Source organism: Nonomuraea sp. NPDC050680 (assembly GCF_040654555.1).
Taxonomy (GTDB): Bacteria; Actinomycetota; Actinomycetes; order Streptosporangiales; family Streptosporangiaceae; genus Nonomuraea.
This window is the reverse complement of sequence record NZ_JBFAIF010000016.1, coordinates 77,656-102,097: the sequence shown is the minus strand read 5'-3', so window position 1 is coordinate 102,097 and position 24,442 is coordinate 77,656. Positions and strand designations below refer to the sequence as shown.

At 67.7% G+C, this 24,442-nt stretch carries 25 protein-coding genes; 9 read left to right on the top strand and 16 right to left on the bottom strand.

The window, feature by feature from the left end; translation table 11 throughout:
• Positions 1-11 precede the first annotated feature (11 nt).
• From AB0H88_RS37995 to AB0H88_RS37985, 3 genes are all read right to left on the bottom strand, one after another.
• The gene (locus AB0H88_RS37995; protein ID WP_357653234.1) at positions 12-1,613 is read right to left on the bottom strand and encodes a serine/threonine-protein kinase; all 1,602 of its coding nucleotides are present in this window, start codon (positions 1,611-1,613) and stop codon (positions 12-14) included.
• 259 nt (positions 1,614-1,872) lie between these two features.
• Complete coding sequence (locus tag AB0H88_RS37990) at positions 1,873-2,268, bottom strand: type II toxin-antitoxin system VapC family toxin (RefSeq protein ID WP_357653232.1); 396 nt, start codon at positions 2,266-2,268, stop codon at positions 1,873-1,875.
• Positions 2,259-2,537 carry a hypothetical protein gene (locus AB0H88_RS37985; protein WP_357653230.1) on the bottom strand — a complete coding sequence of 93 codons (279 nt, stop codon included), beginning with the start codon at positions 2,535-2,537 and terminating at the stop codon, positions 2,259-2,261. The genes AB0H88_RS37990 and AB0H88_RS37985 overlap by 10 nt, the downstream gene beginning before the upstream one ends.
• Positions 2,538-2,935: 398 nt before the next feature.
• Here AB0H88_RS37985 and AB0H88_RS37980 point away from each other — a divergent pair, with 398 nt between their 5' ends.
• Together AB0H88_RS37980 and AB0H88_RS37975 are read left to right on the top strand one after the other, a co-directional pair.
• Positions 2,936-3,478, top strand: a complete 543-nt coding sequence (locus tag AB0H88_RS37980) for a sigma-70 family RNA polymerase sigma factor (RefSeq protein ID WP_357653228.1) — start codon at positions 2,936-2,938, stop codon at positions 3,476-3,478.
• The gene (locus AB0H88_RS37975) at positions 3,475-4,377 is read left to right on the top strand and encodes a hypothetical protein (RefSeq protein WP_357653226.1); all 903 of its coding nucleotides are present in this window, start codon (positions 3,475-3,477) and stop codon (positions 4,375-4,377) included. The genes AB0H88_RS37980 and AB0H88_RS37975 overlap by 4 nt, the downstream gene beginning before the upstream one ends.
• 97 nt (positions 4,378-4,474) lie before the next feature.
• On the opposite strand, the gene AB0H88_RS37970 is transcribed toward AB0H88_RS37975, so the two are convergent.
• Together AB0H88_RS37970 and AB0H88_RS37965 are read right to left on the bottom strand one after the other, a co-directional pair.
• Positions 4,475-5,077, bottom strand: a complete 603-nt coding sequence (locus AB0H88_RS37970; RefSeq protein WP_357653223.1) for a hypothetical protein — start codon at positions 5,075-5,077, stop codon at positions 4,475-4,477.
• Between the two features lie 36 nt (positions 5,078-5,113).
• Positions 5,114-5,293: a hypothetical protein gene (locus AB0H88_RS37965; protein ID WP_357653221.1), complete on the bottom strand. Its 180-nt coding sequence runs from the start codon at positions 5,291-5,293 to the stop codon at positions 5,114-5,116.
• Between the two features lie 225 nt (positions 5,294-5,518).
• On the opposite strand from AB0H88_RS37965, the gene AB0H88_RS37960 reads away from it, so the two are divergent.
• The 3 genes from AB0H88_RS37960 to AB0H88_RS37950 all read left to right on the top strand — a co-directional run bounded on the left by AB0H88_RS37960 (position 5,519) and on the right by AB0H88_RS37950 (position 10,542).
• The gene (locus AB0H88_RS37960; RefSeq protein WP_357653218.1) at positions 5,519-8,236 is read left to right on the top strand and encodes an AAA family ATPase; all 2,718 of its coding nucleotides are present in this window, start codon (positions 5,519-5,521) and stop codon (positions 8,234-8,236) included.
• Positions 8,237-8,347: 111 nt separating this feature from the next.
• Entirely contained in the window at positions 8,348-9,907 is a 1,560-nt protein-coding gene (locus AB0H88_RS37955; protein ID WP_357653216.1) for an MFS transporter, read from the top strand.
• Between the two features lie 200 nt (positions 9,908-10,107).
• A complete protein-coding gene (locus AB0H88_RS37950) occupies positions 10,108-10,542 on the top strand; it encodes a GNAT family N-acetyltransferase (RefSeq protein WP_357653213.1) in 435 nt (144 codons plus the stop codon).
• A gap of 185 nt (positions 10,543-10,727) precedes the next feature.
• Here the strand turns inward: AB0H88_RS37950 and AB0H88_RS37945 are convergent, their stop codons facing one another.
• Positions 10,728-11,048 (bottom strand): hypothetical protein, encoded by a 321-nt coding sequence (locus AB0H88_RS37945; RefSeq protein ID WP_357653211.1) that lies wholly within the window; start codon positions 11,046-11,048, stop codon positions 10,728-10,730.
• Between the two features lie 115 nt (positions 11,049-11,163).
• A complete protein-coding gene (locus AB0H88_RS37940; RefSeq protein ID WP_357653209.1) occupies positions 11,164-11,919 on the bottom strand; it encodes a methyltransferase domain-containing protein in 756 nt (251 codons plus the stop codon).
• Between the two features lie 40 nt (positions 11,920-11,959).
• Between AB0H88_RS37940 and AB0H88_RS37935 the strand changes: the two genes are divergently transcribed.
• A complete protein-coding gene (locus AB0H88_RS37935) occupies positions 11,960-12,367 on the top strand; it encodes a MerR family transcriptional regulator (RefSeq protein ID WP_357653207.1) in 408 nt (135 codons plus the stop codon).
• A gap of 68 nt (positions 12,368-12,435) precedes the next feature.
• Here the strand turns inward: AB0H88_RS37935 and AB0H88_RS37930 are convergent, their stop codons facing one another.
• Positions 12,436-13,269, bottom strand: a complete 834-nt coding sequence (locus tag AB0H88_RS37930) for an alpha/beta hydrolase (RefSeq protein ID WP_357653205.1) — start codon at positions 13,267-13,269, stop codon at positions 12,436-12,438.
• 346 nt (positions 13,270-13,615) lie between these two features.
• Between AB0H88_RS37930 and AB0H88_RS37925 the strand changes: the two genes are divergently transcribed.
• Both AB0H88_RS37925 and AB0H88_RS37920 read left to right on the top strand, forming a co-directional pair.
• Entirely contained in the window at positions 13,616-14,236 is a 621-nt protein-coding gene (locus tag AB0H88_RS37925) for a class I SAM-dependent methyltransferase (RefSeq protein ID WP_357653203.1), read from the top strand.
• A 37-nt stretch (positions 14,237-14,273) separates the two neighbouring features.
• Positions 14,274-14,903 (top strand): DUF2218 domain-containing protein, encoded by a 630-nt coding sequence (locus AB0H88_RS37920; RefSeq protein ID WP_357653201.1) that lies wholly within the window; start codon positions 14,274-14,276, stop codon positions 14,901-14,903.
• Between the two features lie 57 nt (positions 14,904-14,960).
• Here AB0H88_RS37920 and AB0H88_RS37915 read toward each other — a convergent pair whose 3' ends face one another.
• Entirely contained in the window at positions 14,961-15,548 is a 588-nt protein-coding gene (locus AB0H88_RS37915) for a TetR/AcrR family transcriptional regulator (protein ID WP_357653199.1), read from the bottom strand.
• 824 nt (positions 15,549-16,372) lie between these two features.
• Here AB0H88_RS37915 and AB0H88_RS37910 point away from each other — a divergent pair.
• The gene (locus AB0H88_RS37910) at positions 16,373-16,957 is read left to right on the top strand and encodes a DUF305 domain-containing protein (RefSeq protein ID WP_357653197.1); all 585 of its coding nucleotides are present in this window, start codon (positions 16,373-16,375) and stop codon (positions 16,955-16,957) included.
• Between the two features lie 141 nt (positions 16,958-17,098).
• Here AB0H88_RS37910 and AB0H88_RS37905 read toward each other — a convergent pair whose 3' ends face one another.
• The 7 genes from AB0H88_RS37905 to AB0H88_RS37875 all read right to left on the bottom strand — a co-directional run bounded on the left by AB0H88_RS37905 (position 17,099) and on the right by AB0H88_RS37875 (position 24,347).
• Entirely contained in the window at positions 17,099-17,899 is an 801-nt protein-coding gene (locus AB0H88_RS37905; RefSeq protein ID WP_357653195.1) for an alpha/beta hydrolase, read from the bottom strand.
• Positions 17,900-18,028: 129 nt separating this feature from the next.
• Complete coding sequence (locus tag AB0H88_RS37900; protein ID WP_357653193.1) at positions 18,029-19,579, bottom strand: multicopper oxidase family protein; 1,551 nt, start codon at positions 19,577-19,579, stop codon at positions 18,029-18,031.
• Between the two features lie 73 nt (positions 19,580-19,652).
• Complete coding sequence (locus AB0H88_RS37895) at positions 19,653-20,018, bottom strand: hypothetical protein (RefSeq protein WP_357653191.1); 366 nt, start codon at positions 20,016-20,018, stop codon at positions 19,653-19,655.
• Positions 20,019-20,102: 84 nt separating this feature from the next.
• Positions 20,103-20,273 carry a hypothetical protein gene (locus tag AB0H88_RS37890; protein ID WP_357653189.1) on the bottom strand — a complete coding sequence of 57 codons (171 nt, stop codon included), beginning with the start codon at positions 20,271-20,273 and terminating at the stop codon, positions 20,103-20,105.
• A 108-nt stretch (positions 20,274-20,381) separates the two neighbouring features.
• Positions 20,382-21,350: a M56 family metallopeptidase gene (locus tag AB0H88_RS37885; RefSeq protein ID WP_357653187.1), complete on the bottom strand. Its 969-nt coding sequence runs from the start codon at positions 21,348-21,350 to the stop codon at positions 20,382-20,384.
• Entirely contained in the window at positions 21,347-21,718 is a 372-nt protein-coding gene (locus AB0H88_RS37880) for a BlaI/MecI/CopY family transcriptional regulator (RefSeq protein ID WP_357653185.1), read from the bottom strand. Before AB0H88_RS37880 ends, AB0H88_RS37885 begins: the two co-directional genes overlap by 4 nt.
• Before the next feature lie 220 nt (positions 21,719-21,938).
• Positions 21,939-24,347: a heavy metal translocating P-type ATPase gene (locus tag AB0H88_RS37875; RefSeq protein WP_357653183.1), complete on the bottom strand. Its 2,409-nt coding sequence runs from the start codon at positions 24,345-24,347 to the stop codon at positions 21,939-21,941.
• Positions 24,348-24,442: the final 95 nt, after the last annotated feature.

Below are 24,442 nucleotides of genomic sequence, written 5' to 3'. Positions count from 1 at the left end.
GATGAACGGTGCTACGTGGCCGACTTCACCAGCCGATAGACGTACTTCGTCAGGTCCCCGCCACGCGGTCTCGCCACCGCCGGCGCAGGCGAACCCTTGGTCAGCATCTCGTAGGAGACCTGTACGAGCAGGTTGTCCTTGCGGAACATCGCGTGCGCGTACCCGTAGTCCTTGCCGGACGGGTGGGACAGGCACAACTCATCCGCGTAGTCATCAAGCCGTATGGCGTTCTTGTAGAAGTCGATGCGCTCCTCTTCGAAGGCCGCCGACGCGCTGGAATCGGTCGAGAACCGGAACAGCTTGACGACGACGTCGGCAGCCCAGGGGTGCTTGTACCAGTAGCCCTCCGTGCTCCAGCGACATCCGCGCGACTCCACGAGGCCGTCGAACTTCTCAACCGGCGTATCTTCCTCGCCGCCATCCATCTTGGGAATGATCTTTCTCGCCCGGGTCACCACCTTGGTACAAATGCCGGGCAGCACGGTGTAGCGCACGGCAGCCGTCGGCGACGGGCTCACCGTGGGTATCGGGGACGGGGTGACACTCGGCGTTGTACGGGTTACGGCCGGGGAGCCTGTCGTGCCCTGCTGCCGTCCGGCATTTCCACTGTCATGGGAGATCAGGGAGGGAAGAGCGATAACGACCACGGTGAGGAGGAGCGCCACCGCCACCCCCATCGCCGCCATCGCCGCCACCGCGGTCCTCCGCTTCCAGACCGCCCCGGACGGTGAGTCCAGGACTTCCGCAGGCAGCGCCTTCGTCCGCGAGCGACCATCGGGTGGCAGGATCTGGGTCGCGGTGGCGACCGCGCGCAGCTGCGTGCCGGCATCGGCCGCGTCGAGACGCACGTCGGCATCACGCTCCAGCAGACCGGCAATTGTCGGTGCCAACGCCCCCGCCCGCGTCATCGGCTTGGGGGCGCGGGTCAGGGCCGACACGAGCGCGGCCGCCACATTGTCGGCGGCGTACGCCGGCCGGCCCTCCACGGCGAAGTAGAGCGTGGCACCCAAAGACCACAGATCGGCCGCCGGGCCCGGCTGAGAACCGTCCAGCCGTTCAGGCGCGATGTAGCCGACGGAACCGACGAGCGACGCGGTCACGGTCGCGGTAGCGTCGGCGACCAACGCGATCCCGAAGTCGGTGAGCACCGCCCGGCCGTTGTCGTCGAGCAACACGTTCTGCGGCTTGACGTCCAGGTGCAGGACACCTTCGTCATGCGCCGCCGACAGCGCGTCGAGCACCTGGCTGCCGATTTCGGCCGCCCGCCGAGGATCCAGCGGCCCGTTGGCCTTGACCTCTTGGTCGAGCGAACGCCCGGCGATGAAACGCATGACGATCCACGGCCGGCCATCCTCCTCCAGGACGTCATACACCCCAACGATGCCCGGATGCTCGAGGCGGGCGATCGCCCTGGCTTCGCGCATCGCCCGCGCCCGCGGTCTGGCCTGCTCCTCCGCGCTGAGGCCGGCGGCCGGCAGGTGGAGCTCCTTGACCGCGACCGTGCGGTGCAACTTGTGGTCGTATCCCCGCCAGACGGTGCCCATCCCGCCCGAGCCGACCGGCTCGCTCTCCAGCACGTATCGGCCGTCGGCTAGGCTCCGTCGTTCGCTCACGGGTGCAGGGTCGTCAGGGTACATACCGGCTCGACCACGCCCATCTCCGCGAACGATCTCATACCCGGCCAGAGTCTAGCGACGCGGGTCGGCGAACGGGTCCGGATTCGCTGACCTCCGGCTATCCCCGACCCAAGGGAGCTCGCGACGTGCGTTACACGGCAGAGACGGAGGTGCTGATCGTCTGTTTGTAAGCTCGTCGTCGCTTGACAGATCTCCACTGCCCCCAGGCGATCGGGGGTTTAACTATCTTCAGGCGCTAGACCAGACGAATGTCGCAGCCGATCCCCACCGGGAGGTTGGCGAGCTTCGCATCACCGGTGATCAGGGTGCAACCTTCAGCCTCGGCCAGCGCCACATAGGCAGCATCGTAAGCCTTGATGTTGCCACGCAATTCCCAGATGCGAGGCAGGAGAGGCCGGATGTCCGCCAACTCGATCTCGGCCCGGGTGAGCGCCTCGAAGGCGCTCCACCCACGCGTCTGTGTGATCAGTTCTTGCCTGACGAGGCGGGTGACGACGTGGGCCACTTCGCTGGGCATGTGTGCGGGCGCGATCCAGGCGGGATCGGTCATGATGGCCTTGCGTGCGGCACGGCCGGCCTCTCCGTCATCGGCCAGAGCATTGATCATGACGGAGGCGTCGATCACGAGCATGGGCAGTCTCCCGTGGTATCAGCGAGCTGCTCCTCCCGCTCGTTTCGTGCCTGGCGAACGAGCTCCGCGGCCTGCCCTGGAGCGCTGTGCATGCCGTCGTCACGCCCCTCGAACCGGGCGATGAGGTCGACGTTGTGGGAACGGCGCGCATCCGCCGCCAGGAGGCCCAGCATGTAGGCCTGCGCGGACTGCCCCTTGGCACGGGCTCGGGCGGCGATCGCGTCGGCGATGTCGTCGGGAACATCGCGGATCTGCATGTTCCTTGGCATGCCTTCATTTTACATGCACACGCTCAGCGCCGTGCGGGATCTGCCGCCGCGGCGACCATCGCGGCGATTCCACCGGGAGCCAGAAACCATATGGCGCCTTTCGGCAGCGACTGGACACGCCGATGACAGACAAGCAGCGTCACCATCGGTGCGCGGACAGCGGTGACAACAGTTGGCGCCCGTCATCCGAGATGCGCGGCACGGACCCTAATCCGCAGTGAGGGCGGTTGGCCGGCGACGGTGTGCCCTGGGTTGGCGGGTCGACTTCGGTCGGCCGGCGCTCTGTGCGGCGGACGGCCCTGAGCCCGCCGCCGTTCGGGACCGGCGCTCCTGAGCCTGTAATAGATCGGCATTTCCGGACAAGGGGTAGATGTTGACCGCTCAAGTGAGGAGACCGGATGGGAAGGGATCCCGAGCGCCGGTTCGTGGAGATCTACGAATCCGCCTACGGCCCCATACTCGGGTACGCCCTGCGCCGTTGCCCCGATCCTGACGACGCCGCTGACGCGGTGGCCGAGACGTTCATGGTCGCGTGGCGGCGGATCGAGGAGGTGCCCTCCGGGGAGGATGCCCGGCTGTGGCTGTTCGGTGTGGCCCGGCGGGTGTTGGCCAACCACAGGCGCGGTGAGCGGCGGCACGAGCAGCGGACAGCGGCGCTGCGCGAGCAGTTGGCCGCCTCACCCGTGCTCGGCGAGCCACCCGTCGAGGACTACTCGCAGGTCGGGAAGGTCCTGCGAAGCCTGTCTGACGATGACAGAGAACTGTTGACCCTCGTCGCCTGGGAGAACTTCGACGCGCGGGAGATCGCCCGCATCCTCGGCATCTCCCGCAACGCCGCGACCGTCAGGCTCTACCGCGCCCGTAGGCGCTTCGCACGCGGCCTGGCCAAGGCCGGGATCGACTATTCGGGCTCCGTCGCCGTCGAAGGGAACATGCTGTGAACATCGCCGACCTCGCGCGGGTGCGGAACGAGGACGTGGCCCGGGACCCGGCCGGGCAGGCATCGGGCGCCGGGGCGCGCGCGCTGATGGACTCGATCATGTCGGAGGAGCGGGAACCGGCCAGGCGGCCGCGCTGGCATCTGCCGGTACGGCGCGGCTTGGCGCTGGGCGCGGTTGCCGCCGGGCTGGCGGCCGCCCTGGTCATCGGGGTCGGGCTGCCCCAGGGCGGCCCCGTCACCGAGTACGCCAACGCGGCCGTCTCGCTGAAGATGACCGACGACTACCTCACCATCGCTGTCAATGACCCTGCCGCCGATGCGGCGGCCTTCGTGGAAGCGTTCCGGGCCGTCGGGTTGGACGCCACTGTGGCCAAGATCCCCGTGCCGCCGCAGATGGTGGGCAAGATGTTCGGCCCGGACCTAGACGGTAAGTTTCCGCCGGGCACGGGAGTGACGTACAAGCCTCAGCGCACCTGTGGGGCGGCGTGGTGCGGGGAAGTGATCTTCCCTGCGGGCTTCACCGGGAAGATCTCCGTGAGCATCGGCCGCGAGGCGGCGCCCGGCGAGCCGTATGTCGGAGTGTCCACCGTTAACGAAACCATTGACACCACAGCCGTTGACGGCTATCGGGTGATCGGCAAGACGGTCGCGGAGGTCAGGGCCGAACTGGCCCGACGCGGCCTCAAGGTCCGATACGTCTTGATGCGGACCAATCCCGATGGAAGCGGTGTCGGCACACCTGTCAGCTCGGACCGGATTGGGGACGACTACATCGTCTCGCAGGCTGTGCCCTACAGCTCCGACTCCGTGACGCTCTTCGTCGGCCCGGAGTCCGACTCGTTCTTCCGCGACCTTCGCCACAAGGGCCAGGGTTCAGAAGGTGATCACAACCCTGGTTGACGGTGGTGGTCTCGCAACCGGAATGCCTGTCCCTCGCTTGATCCGGACACAGCTCAGCGCACTGATCGCGTCCGCTGCTGTTCCCCTTGTTTCCCCATCAGTCGAGGTGCGCCTGTTGGCGAAGAGGATCCCATTCGATGGCGATGAGTCCGCCATAGTGCTTGGCCAGCCTGCGGCGCAGGTCCTGGTCGAAGGCGTTCGTTCGGAGTACGACTCGGTTGAGCTCCGGCTCGATCCCCATGCTGAATACTTCGGGTTCGTCGATCGGCCCGCCATCACTCTCCATCAACGCGGTCAGCTCAGCTTGACTGTTCTTCGCAGGCCGCACCTGGGGCACGACCGTGTACGGGATGAACCTTCCGTCCGATGGATTCACTCCCGAGATCGGGGGCAAGGCCAGCTCGCGTCCCCGCGCGGTGACGTAGGGGGCCACGAGCCGGTATGGCTCGTGCAGGATGTACGGTGGGGCAAGATCGTCTGGGTGATTCTTGGCCCGCCGTTCGGCTGCCTCCAGACCACGCAGGAACGGTCCGATGCCCTCGTACGACCTGAGCATCACGGGGGACAGGGGTTGGTAGTAGACCTCGACCGCGTCATCCGTAGCGGGTTGCACGATCACCCGCCACTCGCCCGGCAGGAACTCGGGCGCCGCTGTGACGGCGTAGACGGCGAACAGCGCGAAGATCGTCTTCAGTCGCATGCGCGATGAGTGTAAGGCACACACCCTTCAACATGATCAGTTATCGGCGGTTCTCGCGCCTTCGTCGCACTGGAGATTGCCCTGCAGGTCGACAGCGAAGATTCCGAACTCTCGGTAGGGGTCTCCGGCGAAACGGCCCTTGATTGTGATGGCACCTTCGTACCAGCTCAGCGAAACCTCGCTCCCATCGCCGCAGGTGTAGGCGTAGATGGGCATGCGGCCCTCATCCCCATCGGCCCATCCGCCTACGCTGAGTGCTGCGTTGCTCTCCGCATAGGAAAGCCATTCGAGCAGGGGGATCGGATGAGCTTCGCTGTCGTTCGACGGTCACCTCCTCGTCGTCGTCGAACATGAAGAACGCTTCGGTGGGCCGCCTGTCGCCGGTCTCGCGGGATTTTGCCCGCTTTGTCACTGCAGGCCGGTGCTTCCTATGCTCAGCGTGTGCTGGGGAGAGGCGACGAGACAGACCTGTTCGAGTCGTTGCTGTGGCACGCCGTCGAGGGACGTGGCGGCGGTGTGATGCTGCAGGGGGAGCCAGGAATCGGCAAGACCGCGCTGCTGTCCTACGCCGAGGAGCGGGCGGTCGGCTTCCAGGTGCTGCGCGCCGTCGGTGTCGCGCCGGAGTCTCATCTCGCCTACGCGACGTTGCACCAGCTCCTGCTTCCCGCGCTCGGCAGGGTCGACGGTCTGCCGGGTCCGCAGGCGCGTGCCCTGAACATCCTGTTCGGGCGCGCGGACGGAGCACCGCCCGATCCGTTCCTGGTGGCGCTGTCGACCCTGTCGCTGCTGTCTGTGCTGGCCGTCGAGCAACCGGTGCTGTGCGTTGTCGACGACGCCCACTGGGCGGACCAGCCGACGTTGAAAACCTTGGCGTTCGTCGCCCGTCGTCTGGACAACGAGCCCGTAGCGCTGGCGCTGGCGGCGCGGGCCGACGAGGGCCACGGTGCCGATCTGCCCGACCTGCGCCGCGTCCCGCTCATGGGCCTCGATCGGGAAGCGGCCAAAGCATTGCTCGCCGAGCGCCTCGGTGGGCGGCGGCTGACCGACAGCGAGCAGAACCGCTTGCTGGCCACCACCGGCGGGAACCCGCTGGCCCTGATCGAACTCGCCGGCAGGGAGATGCCGCCGGAGGGAACGCAGGAGCCGCTTGCCATGACCGACGAACTGCAGCGGTCGTTTCTGGCCAGGGTCCGGTCGCGGCACGCCGGATCGCTGCCGCTGCTCCAGTTGATCGCCGCCAACGGCTCGGGCAGCGTCGACATCATCGAGATGGCGGCCACGTCGCTGCGGATCGACACCGGCCCACTGCACCACGCCGAGCTCGACGAACTCCTGACCTACGACGGGACCCGGCTGGTGTTCCGGCACCCGCTGATCCGGTCCGCGATCTTTCACAGCGCCACGGCCGACAGGCGCACCGCGATCCATCGTGCCCTCGCCTCGGCCTTCGATGGTCCGGCCGACCAGCATCGCCGTGCCTGGCACCTCGGGCAGGCCGCCGCCGGCCCCGACGAGCAGGTCGCCGAGCAGCTCGAATACTCGGCTGAACAGGCAGCGCTGCGCGGTGGTCCGGCAGCGGCCATGGCCGCGCTGTCCCGGGCGGCCGAGCTCACCGCGGAAGGTCCACACAGGGGACGCCGGCTGTGGACCGCCGCCCATGCCGCCGCGCACGGCGGGTTCACCGCGAAGGCCGTGGAACTGCTCGATCGAGCCGAGCATGAACCTCATCTGGATGAGGAAGACCGGATCCCTCTGGTGGTGATGCGTGCCATCCTGGCCGTGTTCGCCGGCTCAGCCGAGGACGCGATGGACCTCATCAAACCGTGGATCCCGCGCGCCCTGCGGCTCGACCGGCGTCGCTTCACTCCGACCATCGTGATGTACGGCGATCTCGGCACCCGCGCCAACCGGCCGCAGGCATGGTCCGATCTCGCCGGTTGGCTGGCGGACGTCGCGCTGGCGCCGGACGACCCGGGTGACGCGGTGCTACTGCTCCTGCGCGATGCCTGCCGGGCCCGCATCGGCCGTGACCCGCAATCCGCGGTACGGGCTGGCGCCGCGCTGGAGTCGCTCACCGATCCGATCACGATGACCCTGGCCGGGGCCCTCGCCCGCGGACTCGGTGACCATGAGCTGAGCCGACGCCTCTACCGCAACGCCGGCCGGCTTGCCCGCAGCAGTGGATCGCTCGGTGCGCTGGCGTGGAATCTTGAGTACCAGGCCGCCGACGAGATCGGACGCGGCAGGATCGGGCTCGCCGAAGCGTACGCGGAGGAGGGCTGCCAGTTCGCCGCGGAGGTCGGCCAGCTGAGCACGGCCTGCCGCAACCGGGGGCTGCTCGCCTTGTGCGCCGCCGTTCGGGGCCGTCCGGATGCCGGCGAGCTGGCCGCCGAGGTGCTGGCGGAGGCGAGCAGCCGCAGGCTGGCCGACGCCATGTCGTACGCTCGGCGGGCACTCGGCCTCATCGAGCTGGGCGCCGGCAGGTACCGCGAAGCCGTGCGGCATTTCGAGGCGGTCGGTGGCTGGGACACCAACCCGCCTGCGAGCCTGGTCATGGGAATCGTCCCCGACCTCGTCGAGGCCCTGGCGCGCGCCGGTGAGCACGATCGGGCCACCGAGGCCACGACTCGCTACGTCCAGTGGACCAAGTACACCGCCTCACCGGAGCTGGCCGCCCTCGCGGCTCGCTGCCGGGCGTTGACCTGCGCTGATGGCGATGTCGACGCTCACTATGCGGAGACTCTACGCCTGCACGCCGGCTCCGACTCCCCGCTGGAATACGCCAGGACCGAATTGCTGCTTGGCGAGTGGCTGCGGCGCGACAGGCGGCGTTCGGAGGCCCGGCAACACTTGCGCAGCGCGGCGGAGACCTTCCGCCGCATTGGCGCGCTCGCTTGGGCCGATCGCGCACTGGGCGAGCTGCGCGCTACTGGGGAATCGGCGGGGGCCCCAGAGGCAGGCGTGTTGAGCACGCTAACTCCACAGGAGCTGCGCATCACCCTGGCCGTCGGTGAAGGGCTGACCAACCGGGAGATCGCCGCGCAACTGTTCCTCAGCCCGCGGACCGTGGACTACCACCTGCGCAAGGTCTTCCAGAAGGCCGGCGTCACCTCGCGTGCCGAGCTCATGCGGCTGGTCCTGGCCGAGCGCTCAGCCTGACACGGGGATCAGACCGGCTGAGACCGGCTAAGACTGGCGAGTTCACTGATTCGGCCATCACCTGCGCGTTCTTAACGTTGGCGGCGTCACCTCCCTTAAGGAAACTCGCTCATGTCATTCCCGGATATCGACGCCGGCCAGCGCGCCGGCCTCAAGCAATGGGCCGGGCTGGTGGTGCTGGTCCTGCCCGCCATGTTGCTGTTCATGATGCTCACCATCTTGTTCCTGGCCATCCCCCAGCTGACCTCGGAACTGCGGCCGACCAGTACCCAAACGCTGTGGATCATCGATATCTACGGCTTTCTGATGGCCGGCCTGCTGGTCACCATGGGCACGCTGGGCGACCGGATCGGCCATCGACGGCTGCTGATCGCGGGCGCAGCCGTCTTCGCCGTCGTCTCGGTGATCGCCGCCAACACCTCTGACCCTGCCCTGATGATCGTCTGGCGGGCGGTACTGGGCATCGCGGCGGCCACCCAGATGCCCGCCACCCTCGGGCTGATCTTCTCCACGTTCACCGACCCACGGCAACGTGGCATCGCGGTCGGCATCTGGTCGGGTGGTATCTCCGTCGGCACCGGCCTCGGCCCGGTGATCGGCGGCGCGCTGCTGGAGGCGTTCTCCTGGCGCGCGGGCTTTCTCGTCGCGGTGCCCATCATGGCGATCGTGGTGATCGGCGCTCCGCTGCTGCTGCCCAACCCCCGCAACCCGGCCGCCGGCCGGGTGGACCTGTTCAGCGTGGTCCTGTCGCTGGCCACGCTGCTGCCGATCGTCTACGGCGTCAAGGAATTGGCCAGGCCTGACTCGCTGCTGACGGCGTTGGCCGGCATCGTGGCCGGGCTGGTGTTCGGGGCATGGTTCGTGCTGCGGCAGTTGCGCCTGCCCGAGCCGCTGCTGGACGTGCGCCTGTTCGCGAACCGCACGGTCAGCGGCGCGCTGGGCGTCTTCTTGCTGGCCGCGACCGCGCTCGGCGGCGTGTATCTGTTGTTCACCCAGTACCTGCAGCTTGTCGAGGGACTCTCTCCATTGAGGGCCGGGTTGTGGGTACTGCCCGGCGCTGCCCTGCTGGTGGTCGTCTCCACCCTCTCGCCCGTCCTGGTACGGCGCATCCCTCCCGGATACCTGATCGCGGCCGGGCTGACCGTGCAGGTGATCGGCTACCTGATGCTCACTCAGGTCGACGCCGCCGGCGGACTGCCGCTCCTGGTCGCGGGCTTCATGGTGCTCTATCCCGCCGTCGCGCCGTCCATGGCCCTGACCACGAACCTGGTCGTCGGCTCGGTGCCGCCGCAGAAGGCGGGCGCGGCCTCCGGGCTGGCCACCACCTGCAGCGACCTGGGCATCTCCCTCGGTATCGCGATCATCGGCAGCATCGGCGCCGCCGTCTACCGCGCCCAGGCCGCTACCACGCTCCCCGCCGGCCTGCCGCCCGAGGCGACCGCGGCCGGCCGCGAGAGTCTGGACGGCGCGGTCTCGGCCGCGCAGGGGTTGCCGACCGAACTGGGCGCCGCCCTGCTCACCCCGGCCCGCGAGGCATTCACCAGCGGTCTCAACAGCGCTGCCGTCACCGCCGCTGCCATCGCCGCCGGCGCGGCGATCCTGGCGATCGCCAAACTCCGCCACGTCCCTGCGACCGGCCGTGCCGCCGAAGCCGAACAATCCACCGGATGACCCTACGACCCGACCAGAGCCGGTTGTTCACCCCCGTACGGCGGCAGCTCGCCCTGGTCATGTCATGGACGTCGATCGCACCGGAGGGCCGGAGGCGGCCAATCGGTGCGATCACTCCAAGGACCGCCTCTTCTCTCTATCGAGGCCGCACCGTGGTCACCACTGGCCCAACACCAGAACCCCCTCCTGAGAGGACCCCCGTGATATCGATTCGTCGTGCCACTCCCGATGATGCCTCCACCGTGCACGGCCTCATCTACGAGCTGGCCGAGCACCAAGGCCAGGCATGGGCCATCACCGTCAGCGTCCCCGCCCTCCAACGGATGCTGACCAGCCCGGAGATCGCTTACCTGATCGCTGAGCGGGACGGGCAGGCCATCGGATACGTCTCCTGGCTGGAGCGGATCAGTTTCTGGTCCGGCGAGGACTATCTCCATCTGGACGACCTGTACGTTTCCGCCGCCGAACGCGGCCGCGGTGTGGGTGAACAGCTGATGCGCGCGGCAGCCGAAGCCGCCAACGGCAAGGTGATCCGCTGGGAAGTGGCCGAGTCCAACGCAGCGGCGCAGCGGTTCTACACGCGCATCGGCGCCGCCCTTGTCTCCAAGAAGATCGGCCGCTGGCAGCCGAAGTAATCTGCACAACGCCCCGCGCAGGCGCCAACGGCGTCGCCTCCAAAAGCGAAGGGTCGCGTGAGGGCAGCGCCGACGGCATGAAGGCACATGTAGGTGACGGAAGAGCTTGACGCGGCCGTGCGGTCCCTGCGCCGCTGGAGGTAGATCGTGTTTCGGCCGCGTCGGCCGGCTGCACCATCGAGGTCTCAGTTGTCATCTACGTGATCAGATTCACGGGATTGACCTTGAGCCGGCAGGGGCGGCGCGGACCGGGCGGCGACGGTGGCCAGGATCGCACCTGCGATTGCCGCGGCCGCGGCCGCGCCGAAGGCGGTGGTGCCGGTGTCGAGGGGGCCGGTGAGCTGGCCGGCGACGGCGGTGCCCAGGCCGTAGCCGGCCCACATGAAGGTGTTGAGCCACGCGAAGACCTCGGTGCGGTACCGGGCGGGTGCGTGGTCGGCGAGCAGACTGTTCACCTCCGTCCAGCAGATCGGCGGCGCCATCGGGGTGGCCGCGCTGGCCAGCATGGGCTATTCGGGCGGGCTCACGGCGGGTGCGGTCTGCGTGGCACTCGGCGCCGTGCTCATCGTCGTATTGCTGCCCTCGCGTAGTCGCGGCCCGCAGCAGCCCGCATAGCCCGCGCTATTCCTGAGGCCGTTTTGCCGAGGCGACGAAGAGCGGCAGCGCCAGGAACATCCGCCCCGCCTGAGCGCGCGCCGTCTGCTCGGCCACCCAGGACGCCTCCTGCGCGGGAGTGATGGCTTCGGCCGTACGGGCGGCCTCCGCGATCCCGGTGAGCATGGGCAGCAGCATCGCGTCGGTGAAGACGCCCGTGTGCACCTCCAGTGCGACGTCCTCGAACCCGGCGTCGAGCAGCAGGTTGCGATAAGAGCGAGCGGCCCGGGGGCTGGTCACCTGGTCGGCGCGTGCGTGGACGATGGTCCGTGTGAGCGCCGGGTCGTCAGAGTCGATGACGAAGGTGTCCCAGTCCTGCCCGATGAGCACCACCCGCCCGCCAGGAGCGAGGACGCGCTGTGCCTCCGCCAGCGCCTTGGCCGCGTCGGCGATCTCGTGGAAGACCTTCTCGGCCCGGTACCCCGCCACCTCGCCGTCAGCGATCGGCAGGTCGCAGGCGTCGCCCAGCCTGAAGTCGGCCTCCGGCCACCTGCCGCGGGCCGCCGCGAGCATCTGCTCGCTGACGTCCACGCCGATGGCCCGCGCGCCGCGCTCGGCCAGCTCGCCGACCGCCCGCCCGGCGCCACAGCCGACGTCCACCACGGCCGAGCCGCGCGGAAGATCCAGCAGTTCGTACGACCGTGCGCGCAGCCTGACCGCACCCGGCAGGGCATCGGCGACGTCCAGCAGCCGGATGAGCGATTCCATGTGTTCCGTAGACATGGAAGTAAGCATGCGACTTAATGTCGACATGAAGTCAAGTATGAGCATCGGTGACATCGCGGACCGCTTCGGCCTGGCCACCCATGTCCTGCGGCACTGGGAGTCGATGGGATTGCTGGCACCTGTCCGGATCGGAGGCGAACGCCGCCGCTACGGCCCCGACGACCTTTACCGCGTGGCGGTGATCCTCCGCGCGAAGGAGGCGGGGTTCAGCCTGGACGACATCCGCGAGATGATCGTGACCTCCGACCCGGCCGTACGCCGGGCTCACCTGCTAAGGCGCCGGGCCGAGCTCGCCCAGCGCATCGCCGAAGCGCAGGCGTCGCTCGAACTCCTGGACTGCGCGCTGGACTGCGACCACGAGGACCTCCCGAGCTGCCCCCACTTCCAGGAGATGGTGGCCGAGCGGATCTCCGCGATTCCGCCGTCACCGCACGTCCGAGTGTGATCTTTGCCTGCGCACGTCCGGGCACGCGCAGATGTACCTAGTCGTGCCCTCGGCGTCCCCTGGCCGTGCTACGAGCCATGGCTTTGCGATATGTCAACCTCGTCTTCCTGTTCGGCCCGCCTGAGAGCGTGGATGAGTTCGGTGGCGAACTGAGCGGGTTGGGTGATGATTCCGATGTGGCCACCGGGCAGTTCGATCACATCCCGGGCGAGCTTCTTGCCCAGCTCCACGTTCACCTCGTAACACGGATATCCCGGCGATTCGCGTCCGGACGCTGGAACGATCCGATCGGCATGCGCGGTGAGCGTGTCGAGATCGAGGTCGACGAGCGGGTACTGGCGCAGCTCATGCTCGAACCAGTAGGCGGCGTTGGTGGCGTTCTTGGGCGCGTGGGCCATGGCCTGCCGATCTGACTCCGCGAACGTCTCCTCGCGGAACTGCGCCATCGCCGGCTCGATCCCGGATCGCTGGTAGAGGTCGTACACGCCGAAGAAGAAGTCCACCCACCTCTGTCCGTCGGGCAATTGTCGTACGGCCGGCGGTTCGTACGGAACGAGCCGGCGAACCACGGCAGGGTGGCGGGTGAGCACTTGCAGGGCGATGACCGCTCCGGAGCTGACGCCGACGACGGTCGCCGGTTCGTCGCCCAGGTGCTCGATCAGGCGCCGGACATCGTCGGTGTCGGTCTCAAGACGGCGTTCATAGTCCTGCGGGCCGTCGAGCCGGCTGCGCGAGAAACCGCGCCGATCGTAGATGGCGACGGTGTAGTGCGCGGTCAAATGGCCGGCCAGCATTCTGAAGCTGTCGGCTGTCCCAGACGCTCCAGCGATCAGGATGAGGAGTGGGCCGCTGCCGTGGGTCTCGTAGTAAAGACAGGCCCCAGGAACCTCAAGGACGGTCATCTGCTTCGTAGCTCCTTACGTGTTGTTGTACGGCGTGCGCTTCAAGACCGCCCTGGTGGGCGGTGCCGATCCCCCGTTCTAGGGCTCAGTGCCCAGCTCGCCTCTCTCATCAGTTCCGTACCAGGGCTGTTTGCAGCGTCTCAGGTGACCTGGTCCACAATTTACGATACACACTGTATTGGACAAGTACTTGATGTCGCCATAGACTCACTGTGTATCCTTGATCGATACTTTGCAACTGTCAGAGACGTTCTGGAGCAATCAGGACGGTTGGTCCGACAAACGCCGTCACCGGGACACTGACCATGAGGTTATGGATGATCACCCGCCAGGGAAGGACGCTCAAATGGCTGACTCGCCGACCCACCCGCAGCCGGTTACCCCGCACGGGCCGCAGGAGGAGCTGTACAGCACCCCGTTGCCGTGGGACATCGGTCGCCCCCAACCGGCGTTCCTCGACCTCGCCCACGGCGGTGCCATCCGCGGCAGAGTGCTGGACGTCGGCTGCGGGACCGGCGAACTCGTGCTCCTGTGCGCTGGCCTCGGCCTTGACGCCACAGGTGTCGATCTCGCCCCCATCGCCTTGAAGGTCGCCGAGGAAAAGGCGCGTGAGCGCGGACTCACCGCGCGGTTCCTCCACGAGGACGCCCTGAGCTTGGCCGATCTCGGGGAGTCCTTCGATACTGTGCTCGACTCCCTGGTCTTCCACATCTTCGACGACGATGACCGCGCCGCCTACGTCGACAGCCTGCGATCCGTGGTGCGGCCAGGTGGCCGCTACTTCATGCTGTGCTTCAGTGATCAGCAGTCGGGCGCGGGGCAGTGGGGGCCCAGGCGGGTGACGCGACAGGAAATCACGGCCTCGTTCGCCGATGGCTGGAAGCTCGACTCGATCGAACCCAGCACCATCGACAGCCACCTTCCCGACGGTGTCCTGGCCTGGCTGGCCACGCTCACCAGGATCTAAGCCTGCCAAGCCGGACACGTTCTAACAAAGGACTGCGATGCTGACCGCTGAAGCCCAGGTCCAGACCGAACGCCCAAGTCGCTACCTCGTCCAGCTCTGCCAACATGCCAGCAAGATGGGCAAGCGCGGAACCCATCAGATCCCCGCGCACCTCACCGGCGACCACCGGGCGCCGGCCGAGAGGCCGGCACACGTCGAGGCTGAATGGTCGGAAACACAGGGGACCATCAGCTTCGACTGGGGCACTTGTGCCGTGGAGGCCACGCAGGACGCACTGCTTGTGCGCGTCGAAGCCGCTGATGAGGAAAATTTGCGACGAATCCAGGAGATCATCACGAGGAACCTCACCAGGTTCACCAAACGCGACCCTGTAACCGTGAACTGGAACCAGACTGAAACGCCCAGCGTTCAGTCCGGCGAGGTCAGCAGCACGGCGCCCGCGCCCACAGCGAAAGCCGCGCCACCGCGAGGACGCCGCCAGGCGATATTTCTCGTGCTGGCCGGCGCGCTCGCCATCGGCGCGCACGTGGCCCTGGCCGCAGGCCTGGTGGCCGCTCCGCAATGGACGGGCCTGACCGCCGACCTCGTCCTGGCTGCCGTTGCCGTCAAGGGACTTCTCATCGCCGCCCACTTCTACCGGCGTCGCAAAGCCGCCAAGTCCCGCTGACGCCGGCAACGCGATCCGCCCGCTACGAGCGGGCGGCCATGCGGTTTCGCGACCGGGTCAGCTGGGTCGCAACCCATCCAGGGTGACCATGGCGAGTCGGTGGGCGGCGGCCTTCGACGGTAGGCTGCCGGCCGCTTGGAGGGCATGCACACAGTAGGTGGCGAGTTCGTCGGGGGCGACATCGCCCCGGACGAGACCGGCCTGGGCAGCTTCGGCCAGCACGTCGCGCAGCATGTGGTGGAGTTGCCGATGGGCATGGGCGACGTGCTCACCTCGGTGCAGGAGCGCGACGAGGCCGGCGCCGATGTTCTCATGCTGACCGCGGTGTTGCTGCTGCTGGATGAGGGCGTAGGTCTCCAGCATGGTCTGGAGTCTTTGCCCCGCGTCGCCCGCCTGGTCTCGAGCCTGCGTGAGCTGTTCGAGATGGCCGGTGATCTGCCGGCTGTGCCAGGCAAGAACGATCGCTTCGACATCGGGGAAGTACTTGTACAGGGTCGCCCGTCCGATGCCGGTCTTCTCGGCGATCTGCGACATCGTCACCGCCAGCAGGCCGTGCTCGCCCACCAGTTCGGCGGTGGTCTCCAGGATCGCGTCATGCACCGTACGCCGGTGCGCCTCAATCGTCTCGTTCCACAGCTTCGGCACCGAACTATCGTACGGGACGACGAGATGGAAACATTATGTCTCGCCAGTGACATTTCGTCTTGAAAAAGTTGGCTAGGCGAGCGCCGTCGGCCAAGCGGGAGCCCCAGGCGCTCATGGCCTCGACGCCCCTGCTACAGCCAGGGCGCGGTTCCTCGGGCATCTACTACGTTGAGTAATTACCGAAAGGGGTCATCTACCTGGCATATCCATTTATGATGCTGGGATAAGTACTACGGGGGAGGGGCGTATGGGCAGGCTGGCGGTCCATCTGTCGTCCCGAGCCTTTCGCTGGATGCTGCCGGTCGTGCTCACGCTCGGCATCTGCGGGATGCACACGCTTGGGCATGTCAATCCAGGCCATGGGCAGGCCGCTGCTTCGCCCGCGCCCGCCATGATTGCCATGCGCCAGGCCCAGGCTTCCGAGGACAGGTCACAAGGCAAGCTACCCCCCGAGCCTGTCGCGCCGGCGTCTGCCTTCAAGGCCGCACTTTTCTTCTCCTCTGGGACTGGACTGCCGCACGGGTTCGACCCGACCTCGGTCTGCCTTGCTGTACTGGCGTCGCTTCTCCTTCTTCTGCTGGCTGTGGCGTGGGCGGGATCGCGACGGTGGCCCGGCGGGCCGTCAGCCCGGGCGGACCGGTCAGGCGAGGTGGCCAGGCCACCGCCGCGGCGCCTGACTCCGAGCCTCGCGCGGCTCTCGGTGATGCGCTTATAGGCCGACCCATCCGCGAACAGGTCCAAAAGGGCCTTCTCGCGAAACGGTCCTGCGTACTTCACCTCAACGGAAGACGATCATGTTCATTCGGAGAATCTTGAGTGGTGCCGTGACTGCCGGGGCACTTGCCCTGCTCACCGCCTGTGGCGGCTCGGACGGCGGAACCACGGGCGGGCATGACACGTCCACCATGTCCAGCAGCGCACCAGCCGCGACGACGGCGAGCAGCCAGCCCGCGGCGCAGTTCAACGACGCGGACGTGATGTTCGCGCAGATGATGATCCCGCATCACCAGCAGGCGGTCGAGATGGCCGACATGGCCGGCACCCGCGCGTCCGACAAGGAGATCAAGGATCTGGCAGCCAAGATCAAGGCCGCACAGGACCCAGAGATCCAGACCATGCAGGGCTGGCTTCAGGCTTGGGGCAAGCCCGCGCCGTCCGGCGGCATGGGGCACAGCATGCCCGGCATCATGTCCGAGAAGGACATGAAGAAGCTGGAGGCGTCCAAGGGCGCGGCGTTCGACAAGCAGTTCACCCAGCTGATGATCGCTCACCACAATGGCGCGATCGAGATGGCGCGTACTGAGCAGACGCAGGGCTCCAACCCGGAGGCCAAGCAACTGGCCAAGGCCATCGAATCCGCTCAGCAGACCGAGGTGGCCCAGATGCAGAAACTTCTCGACCGGCTGTAGCGATGAGGTCGTGATCGCCCGGGCAGATGACTGCCCGGGCGATTCAAGTTGGGTAAAGGTCCTGCACAACAGTGCACCGCTGAAGAGATTCAGGCCCGGATCGCTGCGCTCACGGGTTCGTGGCCGACAGCTACTTAGGGCTCAGGCCAGGAACGGCTTCAACAGCGCATAGGCCCGCTCGGGGTAGTCGTCGTGCAGCGAGTGGCCTGCGTCGGGCAGGATGTGTGACTCGACGTGGGGGAGCCGGGTCGTGAACCGATCGATGAGGTTCACCGGAAAGTAACGGTCTCGCTCGCCCCAGAGCAGCAGTACGGGCAGGCGGACGAGGTGGAGATCGTGTTCCGTCTCGGCCCAGCCGACCGAGCGCTCCACCCGCAGCATGGCCTCCCGGGTGGGGTGCGCCCTCATTGCTTGAACCGCCTCGTCCAGCAGGTGCACGGGGATACGGTCGTGCCGGGTGAAGGACTTGCGCAACATGTGCAACACCGAGCTCTTCGATATGAAGCGGCTGGCCAGTTCGCCCAGGATGGGGAGGCGGAGGATCCGAAACTCCCAGACGTCGTGCACCCCCTCGAGCCCGCCGGGAGCCATCAGTACAAGCCGGGTCACGCGTTCCGACTGAAGTTGGGCGAGGCGCAGCGCGAATCCGCCGCCCCAAGAGTGGCCGACAATGGCCGCCTCCGGTAATCCCACGGCGTCGAGAAACGCGCCGATTGAACGGGCGATGCCATCAGTGGTGTAGTCGAAGTCGGGGTCGAGGACGCGTGTACCGCCCTGCCCGGGCGGATCGAGGGCGTAGACGGTATGACGGCTCGCCAGTTCGCCGAGCATCCGGTCGAACGTCAGACGCCAGCCCCCGCTGCCCGGGATGAGCAGGACAGGGGAACCGGCGCCGTCGCACACGTAGTGGAATCTGACCTGAGGGGTGTCGGCATAGCTCATCTGGCGTCAGCTCACCTTGTCCGAAATACTTACCCGCAGCGATTGGCGACCGCTGCCGGGCAGGCAGATGGAATCGAGGTGCGCCCGCCCCTCGCTATTTCGTACAATAGTGTACGGGTTATGACTCGGTCAGGCTTGCTGATACCCGAGCAGCGTCATCATCCCGGATTCGGCGTGGTAGACGTTGTGGCAGTGGATCATCCAGATGCCCGGGTTGTCGGCGTCGAAGTCGACCTCCAGCGTGTCGTTGGGCGGCACGATCGCGGTGTCCTTGCGGATCCCGCTGGGCAGGGCGAACGTGTGCCCGTGGAGGTGCATGGGGTGCCACATGGTGGTGCGGTTGACGAACGAGAGCCGTACCCGTTCCCCAGAGCGCACAGGTGAGATGACCTTGGGATCGTACTTCCTGCCGTTGATCGCCCAGTCGTAGGCCATCATGCCGCCGGTCAGTTCCAGCTTGACGGTGCGGTCCGTCCGTTTCGGCGAAAGTCGTACGGAATCGTGGGGTTGGAGCTTGCTGTAGCGGATCACGTCACCGTCCAGTTCCCGAGGACGTAGGTCCGGCTTGGGCGCGGCGGGCTGGGCACTGGTGCGAATCAGGCCGCGGGCCAGCGCGTTCTTGCCCTCGGCGAGGGCGACCAGGGGGAAGACGCCGTCCTTGAGGGTGACGAACACGTCGTAGCGCTCGCCCATGCCGATGAGCAGCGCGTCGGTTTCCGCGGGCTGTACGGGGAAGCCGTCGGTGTGCGTGACCGTCAGCCGGTGGCCGGCGAGGGCTACGCGGAAGGCGGTGTCGCCGCCGGCATTGATGAGACGGATCCGCAGCCGGGCGCCCGGCTTGGCGCGGAAGGTCTGCGGCTGGGCGGGGATACGGCCGTTGAGCAGGAAGTGCGGGTAGCGCACGTCCCCAGCGTCGCCACCGAGCAGCGGACTGGTCGCGCCCATCAGCATGTGCCGGCTCATGCCGGACGACGGTGTCGGGGACGTGCCGGTCATGCCTCCGTGGTCCATGCCGGGCATGTCCGAGGCCGCGCTGCTTGGGTTCATCATGCCCATGCCGTGGGAGAGCTCGGCCAGGACCTCGTCCGGAGTGCCGGTGACGCCGTCGAGCCAGTCGTCCAGGACCACGACCCACTCCTCGTCATAGCCCAGAGGCTCACGCGGGTCCTCCACGATCAGCGGCGCATACAGGCCTCGGTCCAGTTGGGTACCGGAGTGCGGGTGGAACCAGAACGTGCCAGGATGCGGCGCGGTGAACTCGTAGACGAACTCCGATCCGGTCTTGACGGGCTGCTGGGTGACGCCGGGCACGCCGTCGGCGTCGTTGCGCAGCGCCAGGCCGTGCCAGTGGATGGTGGTGTCGGTGGGCAGCCGGTTGACCAGTCGCGTGCGGATCACCTCGCCCGCGTTGACCCGGATGGGCCTGCCGGGGATCCGGCCGTCGTAGGACCAGGTCCGCACGGTCGTACCGCCCAGATCCACCTGCCCCTCGGCGGCCACCAGGCGGAAGTCCCTCACCTTACCGGGACGGCGCGCCTGCTCTGCGGCGCGCACCTGCCCGCCGGTCGGGGTGACGAACGCGGGGGACGGGGTACGGCGGTCGCTACTGCAAGCCGTGAGAGCGGAAGCGCCCAGCAGGCCGATACCGGTTTTGAGCAGGGTGCGTCGATCGATGTCCATAGGTTGATGCCTCGCTTGAAGAGTCGCGCTAACGGATGGCTGCGAACCCGGACCGCTTGGTCCAGGGGCGGCTCTAAATCCGGAGCACGACCGAGAGCATCGGCGAGGAAGACGGTGGCCCGCGAAGGAGTACCGTCCAGGGCCGCATTCTGGGGCTCGCGTCAGAGGCAGAGCCGAGGGTGCCGATGGAGCGGAGGCGGAAGAGCATCCAGATAGTGCCCATGCCGAGGATGGCCAGGCACACCCAAGTGCCGGCTTTGTGGTCGACGGGAGCATCTCCGGCAGGGCGGTCCGCGCTGTGCGGCGGAGCCTCGTGGGCCATGGGCGCCGCTGAGGAGCCCTGCCCGTCGAGATGGCCCAGCGTGTGCATCGCCACCACACCAAAGGCGAGGAGTACGAGCAGCACCAGGCGCGGGACCACCTGATCAGCTCGTCTCATGAGCTCAGGATAAGGCACGACTCCTATGGTTCATCGTAGGACGCGATGCCCAAACAAACTGATCAGTGGCTATACGACGGTCGTTCATCCCTTTTCCGCAGCGGCTTCGCCGTAGAGCTGCTCGATCTTGGCGAGCTTCCAGTACGCCACGCTCCCGAGCCAGGTCACCAGGAAGATACCGACGACGAAGAAGCCGATCGTGTTGAGATCCAGCGCGCTGATCGACGCCCAGGGCTCGCGTTGGCTTCCCGCCACACTCGCCAGATCCCGGCCAGGATGACCAGGTTGAATCCGGCGACCAGGTAGAGGAACAGCCCCGAGACAGGGGCGCCGATCACGCCACCGAGCTCGGCCAAGAGCTCTCTACGCGTGACCGGTAAGGAGCAAGAGTGAGTGGCAGTGATGCGCCACCAGGGCACTCACGCCCGGTACGGCCGCCAGAACGGCTGGTCCGGTCAGGAACAAGGCGACGGCAGAAAGGCCCACGAGCCGCTCGCGGCGGTGGAGCGGCGCGGCGGGATTGAGCATGCGGCGCACCCTGGTCAGCGCGTTCTCGCCGGCCGCGCCCAGCGTGAAGGCGGGGACCTTGCCCGTGGCCAGGCTCACCAGCGCGGCCGCTAGGTGAAGCCGGGAATGCCGACCGGCTGCCACATCGTCGGCGCGCAGCTCGACCAGCCGGGCCACCTCAGTGCGGGCAGTCGCGACCAGCAAGACTCCGGGGAAGGCCCGGGCCAATCCTTCGGCCAGAGCGAGCACAAGGTGATGACGGCCCCGCAGGTGCGCCCGCTCGTGGGCGAGGACCGCGGCCACGTGCTCGGGGGACAGTGCTTTCAGGGCGGCCGTGGTGATCACAGCCTTCGCCTCCCGGCCGGGCAGGCAGTAGACCAGCGGCTCGCCGTACTCCAGGACCACCGCCCCGAGCTCGCTGTCGCTGCGACCGAGGATGCTCAGCATGTCGGCGTGCCGCGTGCGCTCGCGACGCGCGGTGAAAAGCACCCGGCAGATGCTGAAGGCCACTCGAACCGTGATGAGCCCGCTCGTCAGGACCGCCAGGCGGAAACCAGCTGTGGCCACCGGGATGCCGGAGTCGTCGCCGAGTAGCATCTTGCACACCTCGAACAGGCGAGCCAACCCGTGACCGACCACGTCCCCGGGGATCGCCGCGCTCAGCCCGGCAAGTACAGCCGAGCCGACCGCGGACAGGCTCGCCGCGAGCCACATACAGATCGCCAGCCGGGGCGCCCGGTCTGCCCAGCCCGCCTTGGCCAGCAACCGGGGCAGCACCGTGGCGGCGACCACGGTATAGCAGGCAAGGATCAGGGCGACGGTCATGACTTGCGGGTGCGTTGCGGGAACACCTGCAGCGCCGACTCCAGCGCCGCGGACTCCTCCGGGGTCAAACGCTCCAAGAAGTGGACGAGCGTGGCCGCTTGGTTGCCGCTGCCGGCGAGTGTCTCGCGCATCAGCTGGGCGGTGTAGGCCTCTTTGCTGAGCACGGTCTCGTACACGTAGGCCTTGCCCACGGCCCGCCGCTTCAGCAGGTCCTTCTTGTACAGCTTGTCCATCACGGTCATCACCGTGGTGTAGGCGATCTCGCGCTCCGTGCGCAGATCCTCGAGCACCTCCCGCACCGAGGCTGGACGGTGCCTGGACCACATACGATCCATGATCGCCGCCTCCAAGTCCCCGAGCGTGCGCATCTGTTGCCTGCCCTTCCACCTGCGTCGAGCCTTCATGCTACTCGCGCTCGTAGACGTCGAGCTACGGAGCTTTCCGGAGGATGATGGCCGTATCAGGACGATTGACGCCGATCGCATGGATCTCTACAAACTATTCATCTACGTTGGCAACACCCCACCGCGCCAAGGTCAAGATCATCGACCTGGCTCCTGCGGTGATCGACCGCGCATACGGAAAGGGTCAGGACATCTGCTCGGCGGAGGAGGGGAGGTGGAGGCGTTTGAGGGCCAGGGCGTTGACCGCGACGATGAGGCTGGAGCCGGACATGGACAGGGCGGCGATCTCGGGGCGGAGCATCAGGCCGAAGGCGGGTTCGAACACGCCCGCGGCGATGGGCAGTGCCAGGGCGTTGTAGCCGATGGCCCAGCCGAGGTTCTGCCGCATCTTGCGCAGGGTGCCGCGGCCGATGCGCAGCGCAGTGGGCACGTCCAGCGGGTCGGAGCGCATGAGCACAACGTCGGCGGTTTCGATGGCCACGTCCGTTCCGGCGCCGATCGCGATGCCCAAATCGGCCTGGGCGAGCGCGGGCGCGTCGTTGACGCCGTCGCCGACCATGGCGACCTTGCGACCGCCGGCCTGCAGCTCGGCCACTTTGGCCGCCTTGTCGCCGGGCAGCACCTCGGCGATGACGGTGTCGATGCCCAGCCGCTGCGCGATCCGCTCGGCGGTGGCGGCGTTGTCGCCGGTGAGCATGACCACCTCCACGCCCAGCTCGTGCAGGGCGGCCACGGCCGCCGCCGAGGTCTCGCGCGGTGCGTCGGCGATGCCTACCACGGCGGCCGCCACGCCGTCGACCGCGACCATGACCGCGGTACGGCCGCCGGCGGCCACCTCCTCCCGGCGCATGCCCAGCTTGCCCAGCTCCACGCCCTCGCGCTCCAGTAGGCGCCGGTTGCCCACCGCCACCCTGCGTCCCGCCACCTCGGCGATCGCCCCGTGCCCGGGTACGTTCTCGAAGCGTCCGGCCCGCGGCGAGCCCAGAGCGCGGGCGTCGGCGTGGCGGACGATCGCCTCGGCCAGCGGATGTTCGGACTCACGCTCGACCGCGGCCACCAGAGCCAGCAGCTCATCTTCGGCCATGCCGTCGGCGATGACGACGTCGGTGACTTCCGGTTCACCCTTGGTCAGAGTGCCGGTCTTATCCATCACCACGACCTGGATCCGTGCGGAGGTCTCCAGCGCCATCGCGTTCTTGAACAGCACGCCCCGCTTGGCGCCCAGCCCGGTGCCTACCATGATCGCCGTCGGGGTGGCCAGGCCGAGGGCGTCCGGACAGGTGACGACCACGACGGTGATGGCGAACAGCATCGCGACACCGAACGGCTGACCGGCCAGCAGCAGCCAGGTCGCGAAGGTGAGCCCACCGCCGACCAACGCGACGAACACCAGCCAGAAGGCCGCCCGATCGGCCAGTCGCTGCCCGGGAGCCTTGGAGTTCTGGGCCTGCTGGACGAGCTTGACGATCTGCGCCAGTGCGGTGTCGGCGCCCACTTTGGTGGCGCGTACCCGCAGCGTGCCGTTGCGGTTGATGGTGGCCCCGATGACGATCGAGGCCGGTTGCTTGTGCACCGGCAGGCTCTCACCGGTGACCATGGACTCGTCCACCTCGCTCTCGCCGTCCTCGACCACCCCGTCGACCGGGATCTTCGCTCCAGGACGGACCAGCAGCAGGTCGTCGGCGACGACCTCGGCGGTCGGCACCTCGACCGGCACGCCGTCACGGATCACCGTCGCCCGGGGTGGGGCCAGGTCGAGCAGGGCGCGGATGGCGTCGTTGGTGCCCCCGCGGGCGCGCATCTCGAACCAGTGACCAAGCAACACGAAGGCGGCCAGTACGGTGGCGGCCTCGTAGAACACCTCGCCCCCGCCGGTCAGAGTGACGACCAGGGAGTACAGCCAGCCCGCGCCTACCGCCACCGCGACCAGCACCATCATGTCCAGCGTCCGGGCGCGCAGCGCCCGGACCGCCCCGTCGAAGAAGATCCAGCATGAGTAGAGGATCACCGGCAGGCTGAGCAGCAGCGCCCACACGTCCTGGCGCAGCCCGAACGGGACCGGCAGGTCCAGGCCGAGTACCTCGGTGCCGATCGGCGACCACCCAAGGATCGGGACGGAGAACAGCGCCGCCACCAGGAATCGGTTGCGCATGTCGGCCACCATCGCGGCCATCGACATGCCCGCGTGCCCGCCGTGCCCCATCATGTTGGCGTGTCCAGCGTGTCCAGCGTGTCCGGCGTGTCCAGCGTGTCCAGCGTGTCCGGCGTGTCCGGCGTGTCCGGCGTGTCCGGAGGGCGGCGGGTCGGGCTCGGTCATCGGATCGCAGATGTGGGCGGGCACCGACTGCCCGGTGCAGTGGTAGCCGCATTCGACCACCCACGCGCGCAGCTCGGCGAGCGAGGTCAGACCTGGATCGAACTGCACGGTGGCGGTCTGGGAGACCGGATTGACCTCCACCTCCAGCACGCCGGGGCGGCGGCCGAGCCGGGCCGCAACGACGTTCTGCTCTGAGGCCCACTGCAGCCCGCTGACATCCAGAATCGCGGTGCTGCGCTCCTTCGCGCCGTGGTGGGCGTGGAGATGCTCGGTCACGAGTCCTCCTCGGTTCTGGTCAGAGGGCGCCTATTGACGTTCTTGTCAATTCGCACCCTTCTCTACTACTGTCCATCGTAGCTGTCGGTGACTTG